Source organism: Falsiroseomonas sp. (assembly GCF_030695085.1).
In the GTDB taxonomy this organism is placed as follows: domain Bacteria; phylum Pseudomonadota; class Alphaproteobacteria; order Acetobacterales; family Acetobacteraceae; genus Falsiroseomonas.
The window spans coordinates 16,117-32,702 of record NZ_JAUYTS010000132.1 but is presented as its reverse complement, the minus strand read 5'-3'; the positions used below and the strand labels follow the sequence as shown (position 1 = coordinate 32,702).

At 69.0% G+C, this 16,586-nt stretch carries 7 protein-coding genes; all 7 read right to left on the bottom strand.

What is annotated here, in order from left to right; translation table 11 throughout:
- Nucleotides 1–2,055: 2,055 nt before the first annotated feature.
- On the bottom strand, nucleotides 2,056–2,538 hold the full coding sequence (bcsD, locus tag Q8S40_RS14610) for a cellulose biosynthesis protein BcsD (protein WP_305670948.1): 483 nt from the start codon (nucleotides 2,536–2,538) through the stop codon (nucleotides 2,056–2,058).
- A 10-nt stretch (nucleotides 2,539–2,548) separates the two neighbouring features.
- On the bottom strand, nucleotides 2,549–6,460 hold the full coding sequence (locus tag Q8S40_RS14605) for a cellulose biosynthesis protein BcsC (RefSeq protein ID WP_305670947.1): 3,912 nt from the start codon (nucleotides 6,458–6,460) through the stop codon (nucleotides 2,549–2,551).
- Nucleotides 6,457–11,295 (bottom strand): UDP-forming cellulose synthase catalytic subunit, encoded by a 4,839-nt coding sequence (gene bcsA / locus Q8S40_RS14600; RefSeq protein ID WP_305670946.1) that lies wholly within the window; start codon nucleotides 11,293–11,295, stop codon nucleotides 6,457–6,459. The genes Q8S40_RS14605 and bcsA overlap by 4 nt, the downstream gene beginning before the upstream one ends.
- Nucleotides 11,292–12,092, bottom strand: a complete 801-nt coding sequence (gene bcsQ / locus Q8S40_RS14595; RefSeq protein WP_304814180.1) for a cellulose biosynthesis protein BcsQ — start codon at nucleotides 12,090–12,092, stop codon at nucleotides 11,292–11,294. The genes bcsA and bcsQ overlap by 4 nt, the downstream gene beginning before the upstream one ends.
- 31 nt (nucleotides 12,093–12,123) lie before the next feature.
- A complete protein-coding gene (locus Q8S40_RS14590; protein WP_305670945.1) occupies nucleotides 12,124–12,537 on the bottom strand; it encodes a hypothetical protein in 414 nt (137 codons plus the stop codon).
- A gap of 925 nt (nucleotides 12,538–13,462) precedes the next feature.
- Nucleotides 13,463–14,584, bottom strand: a complete 1,122-nt coding sequence (locus Q8S40_RS14585) for a glycosyl hydrolase family 8 (protein ID WP_305670944.1) — start codon at nucleotides 14,582–14,584, stop codon at nucleotides 13,463–13,465.
- A 182-nt stretch (nucleotides 14,585–14,766) separates the two neighbouring features.
- Nucleotides 14,767–16,563, bottom strand: a complete 1,797-nt coding sequence (locus tag Q8S40_RS14580; RefSeq protein ID WP_305670943.1) for an aminopeptidase P family protein — start codon at nucleotides 16,561–16,563, stop codon at nucleotides 14,767–14,769.
- Nucleotides 16,564–16,586 lie beyond the last annotated feature (23 nt).

The following is a 16,586-nucleotide window of genomic DNA, read 5'->3' as shown; positions in this document are numbered from 1 at the left end:
ACCGGTTTCTTCCTTGTAATTGTCGGGACGCTGTCGTTGCCTGCGGGATTGAACGTCTCATTCCACACAGGGTCAACTTGGACGAGGCTGCAAATCTCACCTTAGAACAATGGCGCTCCGCACTCGAAGAAGCTCCTGGAGACGGGTGGCGATTTCTCACGTCAACATCGCGATCTGCCGCTTTGACGGAAGGAATCCATCGAGCCCAAAATGCGGATGTGGCTCGACGATAATCAGATTAACAAGTGGTGGGTATCCCGTTCATCTGTGATCATCGAAAATGGGAGCATGCCATAGCTTCACAAAAGCACAAACTCATTTTCCGGTACGAGGGAGCCGGAATTCCGCTTCGCAGTTCATCTCAATGCCCAAGCCTGCGCACCAAAACCGCAAGATGCTTGCAAAGCAATCGAGATCGATCGGATTCTTCTCACATCTAGGCAATGCGGTTCTGGTCCGCTTGCCGGACAAGGGGGAGCCGTTACACGATGATGCCCAAACCCGTATTTACCTTAATCCTTGCAGCAGTGGCCTTCGTTGCCGGGTGCGCTTCACCGCCTCCGCCGCCGCTTCAGCGACCCCCCACTTCAGTTGGCCGAGCATCAATTCAGATGAACATAGGAATGACCGTTGACCAGGTAACAAGTCTTGTAGGAGCGCCTCCGTGGCGCGCAGAAATTCGTGAATGCGGCACTTCTACTCCCCGCCCATACACCTGCAGGATCATGCTTTTTGGAGGTCATAGCGACTCCACATTGGAAGCGCGTTTCGCGCAGACGTCGCGCGGATGGTTACTAAATTCATGGGTCGTTCGCTGAACTGTTGAACCGACATGGTTGAGGAGGCGGGGCGAGCCGCCTTCACGATCCATCTTCGCTTCCCTTCGCACGCTTCCTTACTTTTGGGTGTCCTCTGAAAACTTCAAACCTGGGTCTCACCTGTTCTCAACACCACTCGCACCAAATATCTTGCGACACGCGCTCGGACAATATCAGAATCGCTCTGATCTAAACGGGACAGTGCAGCAGGATCGCGCAGATTTTGAACGATCGCCGCCTAACATATTCAGAACTGATCTAAAATACCGAATTTATTTGCTTGCCAGGGCATTCTGGTGGTGCGCCATCAGGTCCCATTAGCGAAAATTTCTAGAACTACTTTCCCGCCAGAACGAACCTAGACAGACGGCCGATCGCATATGCGATCGGCCCAAGTGCTAAATCAATCAAGTTTTCATATACAGCATCACCCAAGCCGATGGGAAGCTGACCCCATTCCATTCGGAATCTTATCGAACCGTATGCAATGTCGAATGCGTCGAAAATAGCGTAGAGTAAGAACAGGATCGCAAAGCCGCAGCCGACTAAATGTATGGCAACCCCAAGACGTGCGGCAGTTCATTGCGACGGGTCAACAGCATCCAACCCCACCAATTTTGTTGCGAGCATCAGCCACGTTGGTTTTTGACTCACTGGAACGCCTCCCCTGGTCTTTATCCTAATCTTGTCGATAGGATCGAAGCCTTAGGTTCCAGCATCCGCATAGTTGGCCGCAGAGTCCACAATCCTACTCGTATGGGAAATAGCCGCCATGGGCTACTTGCTGCACGGCAATGTGTTAGCTGACGGCTCCCAGGGATATAGGCGTACGGGAATAGCTGGAATCAAGAAAGCCGTGCCAAGAATGCTCGTAATAAGCTATTCCAAATGGCAGATTTCCTCACTAGACGCACTGGGAAGATTCCTGCTGAACTCGAAATCTGGCCGACCGAGGACCTTCGGCCACCATCCCAAGGCTCTCCGCCAGTCGGCCGCTAGACCCAATTTCCACATCTTTTTTAGGACGATAGGATCTGGTTCGGCCACCGCGGAGCTCAAGGCAGTGGGCGTCCTTTCGCTCCGCCTCCTCCAAATCTAGGGACAGGCTATGCTCCAGAAAGTATCGCTAGGGACACGCTATGCTCCACTGCAGGGACAAGCGATGCTCCAGCGGTCTACGAGGAATCAATGGTTTAGCGAGATTCTGGGGACAAGCTATGGTAAAGCCTACATCCGCTCAGGCCGCCCGACCATACTCCAGCTTCGCCTCACCGGCGGCGTAATGCACCACTTCCGGCGCCAGCGCGGCATCCGCCCCCGGCTGCTCGGACAGCCAGCCGGCATAGAGGCCTTCCAGCACCGCCCCGATCCAGCCGCCATCCGCATCGGCCCCGGCGCCGATGGCCGGCGCGGCGGCGTGGGTGACCACCATGCGGCGCCGCTCGACATCGATGGCGATCTGGCAATAGCCCCATTCGGCCGCGCCCAGCGCATCATTGATGTGCGATTCCAGGCCCTTCAGCGTGTCGCAATGCGGCAGCGGCATCGCATCCGCCATCCGCCTTCCGATGGCGCGCATCAGCGCCGCGCGGCCTTCCTGGTCCAGATGCTCGTCCAGCGTTTCCACCAGCCCGCGCACGAAGACGCGCCACTGCGCGGCGACGCCGCGCCGGGCGAGGTAGGCGGCCGTGGCCGGTTCTGCCGCGTGAGGTTCCGTCATGCCCATTCCCTCAGCGATCGAAGCGGTAGCGGGCATAGACCAGGCCGCGCGTCTCGCTCCAATCCGCCGCCTGGTCGAAGCGCAGCGCGCCGCCGATGCGAAGCTGCGGCGTGATCATGTATTCGATGTCGCCGCGCAGTCCACCGGTCAGGCCGGTCTTGGTCTGTCCTGGGTAGAAGGCATCCACATCCGCCTCGCTATTCGCCCGGCCCTGAAGCGCCGCCTGCAATCCGGCATCGTTCGGGAACATGGCGGTGCGATCCTCCGTGAAGGTGGATACGCCGATGGTGGCGCCGACGCGATAGAACAGGTTGTTGGACCGGCCACGCCAATCGATCGGCACATTCGCCGCGATGAAGCTTTGCGGGCTGAAATAGCCGCCATGCCCCAGCGTGAAGAAGCGCAGGTTCTTGTCGTAGGCGAAGTAGACAAGGTCGAGGCCGGTGACGAGTTCCTCGGTCGCGGAACGCCAGATCGGCGTCTGGAAGCCGGCGCCGGCCTCCATGCGGCTATTCTCCGCCACCCCCTCGCCGGACATGGTGAAGTAGCCGCCGGCGATATAGAAATTGGTATCGCCGCTGCTGAACTCGAGCTGCGCACGACCGCCGGTGCGAACAACGCCACCCCACACCGTGCCCTGGCCCGGATCCCGCAAGCCGCCCCAGGAGAGCAGGCTGTCCGTCATCGCGCGGCGCTCCGCGGTCAGCCGCAGCCTTACGCCATCGCCGATCTCGGGCGCGATCTCGATGCCGCCGATCACATTTTCCCGCAGGAAGCCCAGCGGCGTGGTGCCGATATCCACCGTGAAGCCGTTGCGGGCATAGGCGGCGCCGAGTGCCACGCCGCTCTGGCTGGATTCGGTGCTGCGCGCCTGGTTCAGCTGCTGCTGGCTCAGCGTGCCCTGCAGCCCCGGCAGGGTCAGCGGGAAGCTGCCGAAGCGCCGCATCGCGGGCAGCGTGCCGGACAGGTCGCCATTGTCGAGCGTGATCGCGCTGGCACGCGCCGTCAGCCGCCCACCGATGCCCGGCACGGCGATGCTGCCTTCCGCGCCGACATGGGTCTCGGTCAGCGCATCGATGCCGTCATCGCCCGACCGCACGCGCACGCCGAGTGCGGGCGTGATGCGCGGCGCCGATTCCTGGCGGACCTCGCCGAGCTGGCGGTTGATCTCGCTCAGCAGCGGGTCCGCCGGCGCCGGGGCGGCGCCAAAACCCTGCACCTGGGCGAATTGTTGCCCCTGCATCTGGCCCTGCATCTGGCCCTGGACCGGCATCTGGCCGAAATCCTGGCCGGAGAGCGGCACCCGGCGGAACGGGTTCTCATAGCCCGGCTGCGCCGCCTGGCCCTGCGGCAGCGTCGCCTGCGGCACCATGGACCCACCCAGCAGCCCCGGCGTCTGGCTCACGCCGATCTGCTGGCGGCGCATCTGGGCCGCCGCCTCCAGCGCGTTGCGCGCGCGGCGCTGGTCGCCCCAGGCACGGGCGAGGCGCGCTTCCAGCAGCGGGATGCGCGGATCATTCGGCATCAGCCCGCGGCCTTCGGCCAGCAGCGCCTCCGCCCGGCTCCAGTCCCGGTTGGCGATTGCCGCATCCATCGCCGCCTGCCGCGCATCCGTGTCGCGCGGGTTGCGCGACAGCACGGCCTCGGCAATGCGCCCGGCCTGGCCGGGTTCCTGCGCGCCCTGGTACAGCCGGGCCAGCGCCAGGTTGGCGGCGGGGTTTTCCGGGTTCTGCTGCAAGGTCGGCAGCAGCACGTCGAAGGCCGCCGCCTGGTTGCCGCGCTGGTTGAGCTGGTCCGCCGCGCGGATCGACAGGCCGGCCGAGATGTCGTTGGCCTGCCGGCGCTGATCCGCGGTCAGCCGCCGCGCATCGATCATCTGCGCCGCCTGCGCGGCTTCCTGGTTCAGCCCCGCCTCCAGCAGCGTGGTGGCCGCCGCAAGCTGCGCCGAGGGCGCCTGCCCGCGCGCCGCGATGGCGTACATCCGCGCCGCTTCCTGCGCGCCGCGCGGGTCGTTGATGGCGTTCAGCGCCCGCACCGCCGCCGGCCCCGCCTCCCCGGTCGGGTCACGGCGGGAGGCGATGGCGATCAGCTGCGTGCGCGCCTGCTGGCGCTGCCCGGTGCGGGCCAGCGCCGCGGCGGCCTGCACTTCCCCCTGCACGCGGGCGGAGACCAGCAGCCGGTTCTGGTCGGCGTTGCGGGCGCGGGCCGGAATCCGCTCCAGAAGCTGCACGGCCTGTGCCGGGCGGCCCTGTTCCTGCGCGAAGATCGCCGCGGCGTGGATGGTATCCGGCGTCGCCCGGCTGGCCACCGTGGCGCCGATCAGCTGGTTCGCCTCGGCGCCCTGGCCGGAGCGGGCCAGCAGCCGGGCGAGATCGAGCCGCGGCCAGGGATTGTTCGGGTCGTTCTGGATCGCGGCGCGCAGCAATGCGCTGGCCGCCTGCGGGTCATCCGTGCGTTGCGCCTCCGCGCGCAGCGCATCGGCGCGCACCTGCGGCGCATTGGTGCCGCCGATGCGGCGGAACACCTCCTCCGCTTCGGCGAACTTGCCCTGTTCCTGCAGCGAATTGGCGAGGCCGGACAGGGCCGCGCCGAAATTGCCGCGCCGTGCCAGGGCGGCGCGATAGCGCTGCTCGGCCAGCCCGGCATTGCCCTGGCGCAGCGCGATGTCGCCCAGCAGCGCCTCCGCATCCGGCCGGTCGCCGCCATTGCGGGCGACGATGCGCGCCAGCAGCGGCTCGGCGGAGGATATGTTGCCCGCCTCCACGAGGTTGCGCGCCGCCTGGATATCCGGCCCCGGCGCACCGCCACCGGCAGCCGGCGCCGCCGGGCGCTGGCTGGCGCCGCGCAGCGCCTGGTCCCAGGCGGAACGGCGCGACGGATCGGCCTCGATCGCCGACTGGAGCAGCCGGCGCGCCTCAGCCTGGCGGCCCTGGCGCAGGCGGATCAGGCCCATGCCACCCAGCCCGTCCGGGTCATTCGGCTCGATCGCCAGCAGGGCGGTGAAGCGGTCCTCGGCCTCCCGCAGCCTTCCGGCGTTGAAGCTGTTCCATGCCTCGACACGGGCGCCGCCTGCCTCATCCACCGATCCCGGCGGCGGGTTGCGGGACTGTTCCAGCCGCTGCTGGATCTCCGCGTCATTGGGGAATTGCCGCAGATAACCCTCCAGCGGCCGCACCGCATCCGGCCCCGGACCGATCCAGGTCAGCGCCTGGCGCCAGGCGGCGGTCGCGCTCTGCTGGCTTTCCGGCTGGCCGGACAGGCGGCGCAGCGCCTCGATCCCCTGCGCGCGGGTCTCTTCGCGGTAGGTCAGCACCTGGGCGTTGGCGAGCTGCGCGGCGACGTTGGAGGGGTTGCGCCGGGTAAGCTGGCCCAGGCCGTCCCGCGCCTCACGCCAGCCGCTCTCGGTTCCGGCCAGCGCCTGGTAGTATTCCAGCGCGAAGCTGTCTGGCACCGGGCCGCCGCCGAACAGGGCGCGGTAGCGTTCCACCGCCTCCGCATTGCGGCCGGCCTGGGCGAGCTGGCGCGCCTGCGCCAGGGCGCCGGCATCGACGGTGGAGGTCCGCACCGCGACCCCCGCCTGCATCGTGCGCGGGTCCGACGGCGCCGATTGCCGCAGCGTGCCGAGTGCCTGTTGCGCCTGCGCCACATTGCCAAGCTGCGCCTGCGCCTCCGCCATGCCGGCCAGCGCATCGGTGTTGCGCGGGTCCACCTCCAGAACGCGTTCCAGCGTGCGGACCACCTGGTCGGGCCGGTTCTGCAGTTTCCAGTAATTCGCCTGGTCCAGCAGCGCGGCCACGCCGCGGTCCTGCGCCCATGCCGGCGCCCAGCCCGGCACCAGGACCGGCGCCGCGATCAGCGCCGTGCACAGAAGACCGGCACGGAGCGTGCCCGCCCGCGACATCCACATATTCAGTTTCGTCATGTGGTCCTCGTCCGGAGACGGATGGCCGCGCGACGGCGCAGCGCCCAGTAGGCGGGAATGGCAATGATGGCACAGGCCAGCGCCAGCAGCAGAAGCAGCAGGTCCGGCCGGGTCTGCAGGAAGTATTGCGGCCAGATATGGGGCGGCAACGACCCCACCGTGTAGTTGCGGCCGAGGGTGAAGCCGGTGATCCGGCCGGCCGAGAGGATGGCGAGGTCACCCTGCACGCGCGGTGACTGTTCCGGGTCGCGCAGCGCGGCAAGCATCTGCTCCAGCCCCTGCGGCGTCGTCCCGGTCAGCGCGACGACGGATTTGCCGGAGCGCAGCGGGCTTTCGAAGCCCATCAGGATACCGAGGCCGTCGCCGGTGGAGGTCAGCATCGCCTGCGCCTGTTCGCGCGCCAGGCGCGGCTCATTGCCCAGGAACAGGTTGCGGAAGCCCTCCAGCGCATCGGGCAGCGCGACGGACAGGCGGTTGCCCTGCAGCGTGACCGGCCCATCCGCGCCCAGCAAGCGCTCCAGCGCCGCCTGGCGGCCAAGCGTGCCGATCACCAGCAGGTCACGCCCGGCCACGCTGTCCAGCGCCGCGGCGCGCACCACCTGGATGCCGGTGGTGGCGTGGCCGACATGGCTGGCCAGGCGGCCCATCAGCGTCAGGAAGCTCGACAGCTCCACCTCATTCGGCTGGTCCGGCAGCACCGCGGCCGTCTGGGCGAAATCCGCCATCCGGGTGAAGGGGAAGCCGGAGCCCGCGAAGAAGGCCAGGTTCGGCAGCGTGGTGAAGCGATGGGCATTGGACAGGTCGATGGTGCTGTCCGGGTCGATCCCGGCCCGCACATCCGCCGGCACCGCGATGCAGTCGCCACGGTGCAGCGGGCGCATGTCGAAGCGCATCTGCAACTCGTTCATGCCGAAGATCAGGTAGGGCGGCAGGCCGAAGCGGCTGGTCATGCGCTCCGACTGGCCGAGCTGCCGGCTGAGGATGGACAGCGGCCAGGGGGCATCCGCCTCGCGCAGCGGCAGGCTGCGCAGATAGATGTCGTTCAGCGCGATATCGAGGCGCGAGACCGCGACATCCATGATCGGCCCGGGCGGGGACCGGTAGTGCAGTTCCACCGGCAGCGGCCGGCCGCGCCAGGTGTAGAGGTCCGGCGCCGTGCGGAACGGCACCGCGATCGGGCCCGGCGCATAGCCGAAGGCCTGCAGCTCGGAGGGGTCCACCAATTCGCCCAGCCGCACGGGCCGGTCGCTGCGGACCCAGCGCGGCGCGTCATAGGGCTGCCGCGGCGGAATGCTGATGGGCTGCACCACGGCGATCTCGCCGGCGAGGGCTTCCTTGCTGCCGGCCAGCACGGTCGCCGCCTGCGCGGCTTCCGCGCCGGTGCGGCCACCCACAACCAGGATCAGCCCAAGCCGGTCGGTCGGATTAGGCACCAGCGCCAGGGTCGGGCCATCGAAGCGCGGCAGTATCAGGCCGGAGACGGTCTCATTCCCACCGACCACCACCACCGCGTTGCCACGCTGCGGCACGGTGAAGGAGACGGGGAAGCTGGCGCCGCGGTAATCCGCCTGCACCGCGAACCACGAGGCAACGGTCGCCGCCGCCTGAAGGCTTTCATTGCTTGCGGACTGCGGCAACACCACCGGCAGGGACAGCGGCTCCCGCAGCAGGCGCGGGTCGAAGAACGGCTCCGGCAGGCGCGCCAGGTCGCGCTGCAGCGGCAGGCGCTCCAGCGTCAGTTGCAGGGTCGAGAGGTCCGAGACATTGGCCCAGAGCAGGCCCGAGAGCGGGTCGTTGCACTCCAGCGTGTAGCGGCCGGTGAAGCGGAAGTTCAGCCGGTTCAGATCGGCGAAGAACACCGGGTTGATCGGGAATTCCAGCGGGCCGAAGGCCGGCCGGTTGCGGTCGGGGTTGATCACGCCGACGAACTGCTCGTTCAGCGTCATCGAGATCTGGCTGTATTCCGGAATCAGCGCCGGGCTGGTCGCGCCCTGCAGCACCAGCCGGGCGCCGGTCACCACCTCGTCGCCGCGCACGCCGAACAGCACGCCCTGCAGGTCCGAGGTGCCGCGCATCTGCATCGGCGCGCGCAGGCCGAGCTGGCGCAGCGTGCGGGATTCGGTGCGGGTGGAGCCGAAATCACCGGTCGGCGCGCCGAACGTGCCGACCTCCGGCCCGCCGCCGAAGGCAGGCTGGGCGACCGGCAGCGGCGGCAGGCCGGTGGAGGGCGGGTTCGCCGCGCCGATCGTACCGGGCTGGCCGAACTGGATCGGCTGGCCGAACTGGGTTGGCTGGCCGAACTGCGCTGGCTGCCCGATGGGCGCGGGCTGGCCGAAGGGCGAACCCTGCACCTGCAATGCGCCCCCGGCCGGCGGCGGGGCGGCGCCGAGCGGCACCGCGCCGGATTGGGTGGCCGGTGCGCCGAAGGTGCCAATGCCGGGCGATTGCGGCGTCAGCGTCAGCGGCAGGCCCTGCGGGCCGGGCTGCAACGGCGCCGGCGGCGGCGGCGCGCCGCGCAGGTTCACCTGCGCCAAAGCGAGGCCCGGCGCGGACAGCGCCAGGGCGAGCGCCACGGCCGCGGCACGACGGACGACGCTGCTCTCGCCGCGGGCGCGGCGTGCCGGCACCGCCGGGGTCTCCGCCGCCTCGGCCGCGTCTGCCTCGAGGGCGGGCGTCGCGGCGGTGCGGACCACAACCTTCTGGCGCCGCTGGCGGCGCGTGAAGAAGGAGAACTGGCTGTCTCCACGGAACAGGCCGCCGATCGAGCGTGCCACCTCGCCCAGGCTACGCAGTGGCTTATCCTCTCGCACGTCGTCCCAATCCACCCATGCATCGGCGCGGCCGAGCACGGCGCGCACGATATTGCCCTCATCATGCAGGGTCTGCGCCGCGAAGCGCACCTGCATCCGGTCATCCTGCCAGCGCAGCACCTCGGCCGGAATCGCCACCCATTCGGGCCCGACATCCAGCTCCAGGGTGATGGCGGCGTCATCCGGCACATCGGCCGGCCGCTGGATCGCGACGGCCGCGCCGCCGAGCGAAAGGTCCATGGTCTCGCCCTCGATCACGCGGCCATCGGCCAGCACGACATTCGCCGCGACCACCGCACCGACGCGGGCGCGTTCGCGCACCTGGCGGCGTTCGCGGCCCACGGCGAGGCCTGCCAGCACCACGACGAAGGACAGCGCCGCCCACAGGAAGTTGAGCGCGAAGGCCTGGAAATCCAAACTGTCCACCGCGTTCGTTGTCAGCCCATAAATGCCGGAAAGCAGCCCGGCGATAAGAGCGAGCGCCAGCACCATGTTCGGGCCCACGGCGCGCAGGTCGAAGAAGCCTTCCTGCAGCGTGCCGCCCTTGTCGGTGACGTTGAACTTGCCCTTCTTCGGGTCCAGCAGCGTCGCGAGCATCACCGGGATCAGGTAAAGCGCCAGCACCGTCTCATAGATTTCCGACCAGAAGCTGTGCCGCACATGGCCGGACAGCCGGCTGGTGGCGCCCACCGAATGCAGGATATGCGGGCCGGCATAGGCGATGATCGCCAGCGGCGACGCCGCGATGATGCTCTCGCCGAACAGCAGGAAGGCCAGCGGCGCCGTCAGGAAGACGAAGCGCGGCAGCGGGAAAAGGAAGTGGAACTGCGACATGAAGTAGCAGCAGCGCTGATAGAATTTCAGCCCGGCGCCCATCATCGGATTGTCGATGCGCAGGATCTGGATCATGCCGCGGCCCCAGCGCATGCGCTGGCCGATATGCAGCATCAGCCGTTCCGTCGCGAGACCGGCGGCCAGCGGCACGCGGAGATAGGCGGTGCGCCAGCCGCGCCGCTGCATCTTCAGCGAGCAGTGGCAGTCTTCCGTCACCGTCTCCGTCGGCACGCCGCCCACTTCCAGCAGCGCCTCGCGCCGGATCACGGCGCAGCTGCCGCAGAAGAAGGCCGCGTTCCACAGGTCGTTGCCCTGCTGCACCATGCCGTAGAACAACAGGCCCTCATTCGGCACGCGCTGGCCGGAGGCCAGGTTCCGCTCGAACGGGTCGGGCGAGTAGAAATGGTGCGGCGTCTGCACCATCGCGAGGTCACGGTCGCGCAGCAGCCAGCCCACGGTGAGCTGGAGGAAGGCGCGTGTTGCGACATGGTCGCAATCGAAGATACAGATGTACTCGCCGTTGGTGACCTTCAGCGCGGCGTTGATATTGCCGGCCTTGGCCCCTTTGTTGTCGCCGCGGATCAGGTAGTTGCAGCCGACCTGTTCGCAGAAGCGCCGGAATTCGTCGCGGCGGCCATCGTCCAGCAGATAGACATTCATCTTGTCGCGCGGCCAGTCGATCGCCAGCGCGCCATAGATGGAGGGTTTCACGATCTCCAGCGGCTCGTTGTAGCTCGGGATGAAGACGTCGATGGTGGGCCACTCATCCGGGTCTTCCGGCAGCGGTACCGGCTTGCGGTCCAGCGGCCAGATCGCCTGGAAATAGGCCAGCAGCATGGTGGTGACGGCATAGACCTCGGCCAGCAGCAGGCCGGTGCCGAGGAAGGTCTGCATGAAGCTGGTGAATTCCAGCGTATCGACCAGACGCCAGTAGATGTAGCGCATGGATACCAGGCAGGACATGAAGACGATGAAGATCGTCATCGCCCGGCCAGGAATGCGGTTGGCCACCAGGAACAGCAGGAAGCCGGCCACCGCCAGCCAGGCCTGCTGTTCCGCCTGCAGCGGTGCCACAGTGAAAATCAGGCCGATGATCAGGCTCAGCGCCATCAACGGCCAGGAAACCCAGCGCCGTGCCCAGGGCCCGCCCCGGAACGCTCGGCCCTGGCGCAGGGACTGGGCAAAACTCATCGCGCGCCCCAGCCCATGGAAAAGCCTTCCGGGGCCGCCGGCAGCGCGGCCTCGACGGCGCGGGCAATGCCGCGGATGTCTTCGGCCGCGCGCGAGTCGGGCGCGATTTCCTGCACCAGCTTCTGCATCGCCAGCGCCTCGGCCATCGTCTCATCGCGGGTGACGGCACCGAGCAGGCGCGGGCCGAGATGGCGGGCCACCGCATCGGCGGCGGCGCGGGACAGGCGGGAATTCAGATCCACCTCGTTCAGCACCACGCGCAGCCGGCCGGCGAACAAGGCGGCCATGGTGCCCGAGCCGAGGAACCGGCCGCTGTCGATATCCGGGATCAGCGCGGCGCTGATCGCTTCCGCCTGCAGCACCGCGATCACCATGGACGCCATCGGCACCAGCACCGCCAACGCATGCGACGGGCCGGGGGAGGTATCGGCGATCACGGTCAGGCCGGGGTCGGACAGGATGGAGCGCATCGGCGCGGCCAGCAGTTCCGGGTCCCGCTCCAGCGCCGCGGCTAGGCCCAGCGCGCCGCGCAGTTCCATCGCGCCATGCGGCAGCACCTTCACGCCCGAGGCGGTTTCCCGCACGCAGGCGCGCCAGTCCGGGCGGCGAGGCAGATCGGCGGTGAAGCCGCCCATATCTGTCAGAGGCACACCGAAATGCAACCGCAACGTGTTCTGCGGGTCAAAATCCATGACCATGACCCGCCGACCCTCACGCTGAAGCGCATCGGCGAGGTTCGCGGTCAGCGTCGTCTTGCCGACGCCGCCCTTGGGGGACGCAAAACAGATTAGCGGCATGAGCGGGCGTAGCCTCCCGGCAGTTGGAACATCAGGCGTCGAGTTGCTCTGCGCGCGGGGGACGGCGCAGGGCTTGGAAGGCATCGGCCGACTCGGCCGGGTCTGCCGCGAGAAGACGCAATACTTCCGCCAACGGCAAGTCGACCTCGGCGGCCATCAGTACGGCAGGCGGCGGCGCGGGCTTCCCGGCCGGCGGCGGCGCCTCCTCCGTCGTTGCATCCCGCGCATCGGTCAGGGCCGAGCGGCGGGCGAGCAGGCCACCGGGCATGTCGAGCGCATCGATCAGCGGGAACAGCGCGCGCGGTGCCGCGGCCTGCGATGCCGACCGCTCCGCCGGCGGGGCCGAGGACAATTCAGCAAGCGTCGACAGCGCAGGGCGCATTGCCGGCGGCAACGGCATATCGGCGGCACGCAGCAGGGTCATGTCACTGAGGCCGAACACCATCGGGGCCGCAGTCGGGGTCGCAGTCGGGGTCGCAGTCGCAGCTGGCGCTTCCGGTGCCGGCGCGGCCGCCGGTGCGTACGGCGCGGGCACAGCCAGGGCCGACGCGGGCTGGGCCACGGCAGGCGCGGGCGTCCAGCCAGGGGCGTCCGGCCTTTCCGGGCGCGCGGCAGCCGGTTCCGGCTGCCGGGGAACGGGCGGCGGGGCGGCGGGTGATGCCCGCGGGGGCTCGGGCAGGCTTGCCACCGGCTCCGGGGGCGGCGCGGGCCGCTCCGGCTCCACCCACTGCGGGGCTGGCGGCTGCGGGGCGGGCGGCTGCGGGGCAGGCCAGGCCTCGGCGGCCGGCGCGCGCCAATGCTGCGGCTCCGCCACGGGCCAATTTTGCGGCTCCGCCACGGGTCGGTTCTGCGGCTCCGTCGCGGGCCAATTCTGCGGCTCCGCCACGGGCCGGTTCTGCGGCTCCGCCGCGGGCCAGCTCTGCGGCTCCGCCGCGGGCCGGTTCTGCGGCTCCGCCGTGGGCTGGGCTGGCACCGCCCAATGCTGCGCCGGCTCGGCCCAGCTTTGCGTCGGTACCGCCTGCGGCGAGGGCGCCTCGGGCCAATAGGGTGGGGCGGCTGCGGGGGGCGGGGATTCGGCAGCCGGGGCCTGCCAGGGTTCGGCCGGCGGCATCCCCTGCTGCTGGCCGATTTCCGCCGCAGCAGTCATCGCGGCGCCCAGCAGGGCATAGGGGTCAGCCTCCGGCACCGGCACGGGTGTGCGGACCGGTTCATTGCCGAAACTACGGTAGCGGATAGCGGGCGCCCGCAGCGCCGCTGCGACGCGGGCGACATCCGTATCTTGGCGCATGAAAAATCAACCCCCAATCGCATCGCAACATGCCGTGGCTGCGACGGTTAGGGAATACCTAATCTCTACCGCGCAAGCACTTCTAGATCGAAGCTGTCAGCGAGTCTCGCCAAGCGAGACGAGCGAGCAGGGACAGGATCGCCGAATAGTAGTCCTGCGCCTCATCCATCGACGACTGCGCGAGGGGCCTTGTCGAATCTGCATGCCTGGCGATCGTTAATTGCGCCACCGCACGTATTCCGGGTGATGCTGCATAAGGCGAGACCGTATCGGCTGCGAAATCGGTCCAGGCCGGCATACGCGCATGGGTGGGGTCGGTCCAGAAGCGTGCGGCGCCGATCGCCGCCGGCTCCCGCCCCAGCCCGGCCCAGGCGAGATAGAGCGGGACCCGCACCGCGTCATAGGAAAAGCGCGTCGGCCAACCCGGCGCCGGCGAGGGCCGTCCGCCGCCGCGCGGCAGGGCCACCCAATCCGCCGGCAGGCCCCAGCGGCCGAAGCGCGCCCGGCGCATCAGTGACAACCCATCGGAGGCCAGGCGCAGCCAGATCGGGTCCGGCACCGCCTGCGCCAGCGCCCGAAACGCCGGGAAAGCGTAGTAGGAGGGGTTGAGGACCACATGGTCGCGCTGCTCGAACCCTGCCGCGCCGGGCAGCAGCACCGTCTCCTCCCCGACCTGGCGAACCAGCAGGCGCAGCACATCCCGCGCCACCGCAACACCCTGTTCCGTATAGGCCTCGGACCGCCAGCGCCGGCCGGCGCGCAGCAGCGCCCAGGCGAACATCAGGTCGCCATCCGTGGCATTGTTGGGGTCATCCACCTGCCCCACCCCGCCGAACACATCCGGCCGGAACCGCCAGGCCAGCAGCGCATCGCCAGGTCGCGCCAGGGTGCGGGTGGTCCAGGCCAGGATCTGGTCGAAGGTCTCCCGGTCCAGCGCCTGTTCGGCGCAGAGCAGCGCCCAGCCCTGGCCCTCGCTGTGGGAAATGCCGTTGTTGAAGGTATCCACCACCCGCCCATCCGGCCGCACGAAACGCGCGCAGAAGGCCCGCCACACCGCCGGGTCCAGCGCCGGTCCGCGCGGGCTGGGCGGCCCGGCACTCGCGCCGCGACCCGAAGCCATGGCGAGGTTGGCAAGCGCCGGCGCCGGCAGGACCGGTGCGGCGGCGAGGGCGAGCAGCGTGCGACGGCGGAGGGGCTGGGACATGCGGACCTAGGGTCGCAGCAGCAGGTGAAGCGATGATTGACGGCCGCAGTAAACAACCTTCCCCTGCGCGAGTCCACGGAATTGCTCGTATAGGTTGCGTCAACATCTGCTTCACCAACCGCGCCCAAATCCCGCACCGCGCCCCACGGTAGCCCATTTGCCACGCAGGACGCCGGGCCGGCTCAACCCGCCGGCAGGGGGGCGCAGGCCTGCGTGAGCCAGCCCTGCGCATCCTCCGGCAGCAGCGGGCCGATCCGCCCCGCCACCGCGCGATGATACGCATCCACCTGCGCCCGCTCCGCCGGCGATAGCAGCGCCACCTGGATCAGCCGGCGGTCATAGGGCGCCCAGCTCAGCGTCTCGAAATCCAGGAAGGGCTTGGCCTGGCCGGGCAGCGGGGTGGCCGGGCGCACCAGCAACAGATTCTCGATGCGGATGCCATAGGCGCCGGGCAGGTAGAATCCCGGCTCGTTCGACAGGATCATGCCCGGCTTCAACGCCACCGGGCGCGCCGCGCGGCTGATCCCGGCCGGGCCCTCATGCACCGAGAGGAAGCTGCCGACGCCATGGCCGGTGCCATGGTCGTAATCCAGCCCCGCCGCCCAAAGCCGCTGGCGTGCCAGCGCATCCAGGTGGACGCCAGCCACACCCTCCGGGAATCGCAGCGCGGACAGCGCCAGGTGGCCCTGCAGGACAAGGGTGTAGCGCGCTGCCAGCTCGGCCGGCGGCAGGCCCGGGCCGGTCCATAGCGTGCGGGTGATGTCCGTGGTGCCGTCCCGGTACTGTGCGCCGCTGTCGATCAGGTAGCATTCATCCGGGCGGATCGGGCGGTCGCTTTCCGGCGTCGCGCGGTAGTGGATGATCGCGCCATTCTCCCCGGCGCCGCTGATGGCGGGGAAGCTCTCCGCGACGAAATGCGCGCCTTCCGCCCGCAGCGCCAGCAGCTTCGCCGCCGCCGAAAGCTCCGTCTCGCCCCCCGCCGGCGCGGCGCTGGCGAACCAGGCGAGGAAGCGGCACAGCGCCACCGCATCGCGCAGATGCGCGGCGCGGGCGCCGGCCTGTTCCACCGCATTCTTGCAGGCGCGCGGCAGCCGGCAGGGATCCTCGCCGGCCACCACCTCCGCCCCCGCTTCGCGCAGGCGCTGGCCGAACCAGGCGGGCGTCACCTCCGCATCCAGCCGCACGCGGCAGCCGGCCAGGCCCGCCAGCACACCTTCCAGCGCCGCCGGCGGATACAGCGCAACGGCATTGCCGAGATGCGCCCGCAACGCCGGATCGGCGCGCGCAGGGTCGAGGAACAGATCGACCCGCGCATCTTCATGCAGCAGCGCCATGGCCAAAGCGAGCGGCGTGTGCGGCAGGTCGTCGCCCCGGATGTTCAGCAGCCAGGCCACCGCATGGGCATCGGCCAGCACAACCGCATCCTGCCCCGCTTCGCGCAGCGCGGCGGCGGCTTCCGCGCGTTTCGTGCCGGCATCCTGCCCGGCGAATTCCAGCGGATGCGGCACCGCCAGGCCGGCCGGCGCGGCGGGGCGGTCGGCCCAGACCGCGTCGATGGGGTTGGTCTCCAGCGGCACCAGCGTGGCACCGGTCTCCGCCAGCCGGTCCAGCGCCGCGGCGGGGTGTAGCCAGGGGTCGTAGCCGATGCGCGCGCCCGGGGCCTCCGCCTTCAGGAAGGCGGCCGGTGGCTGGTCCAGCAGATGCCGGCGTTCCCACAGCGCCGGGTCGGTCTCGGCCGCCGCCTGCGTGGTGTAGCGGCCATCGATGAACAGCACGGCACGTTCCCGCAGCACCAGCGCCAGCCCGGCACTGCCGGTGAAGCCGGTGAGCCAGGCCAGCCGCGCGGCCGAGGGCGGCACATATTCGCCGAGGAAGGCATCGGCGCGCGGCACCAGAAGACCATCCAGGCCAAGGCGCGCCAGCTCCGCGCGCAGCGCAGAAAGACGAGCCGCCGCAAGGGGTAGGGGGGGCGTTTTCATCGACGGGTTACCGAAGCCCTAAC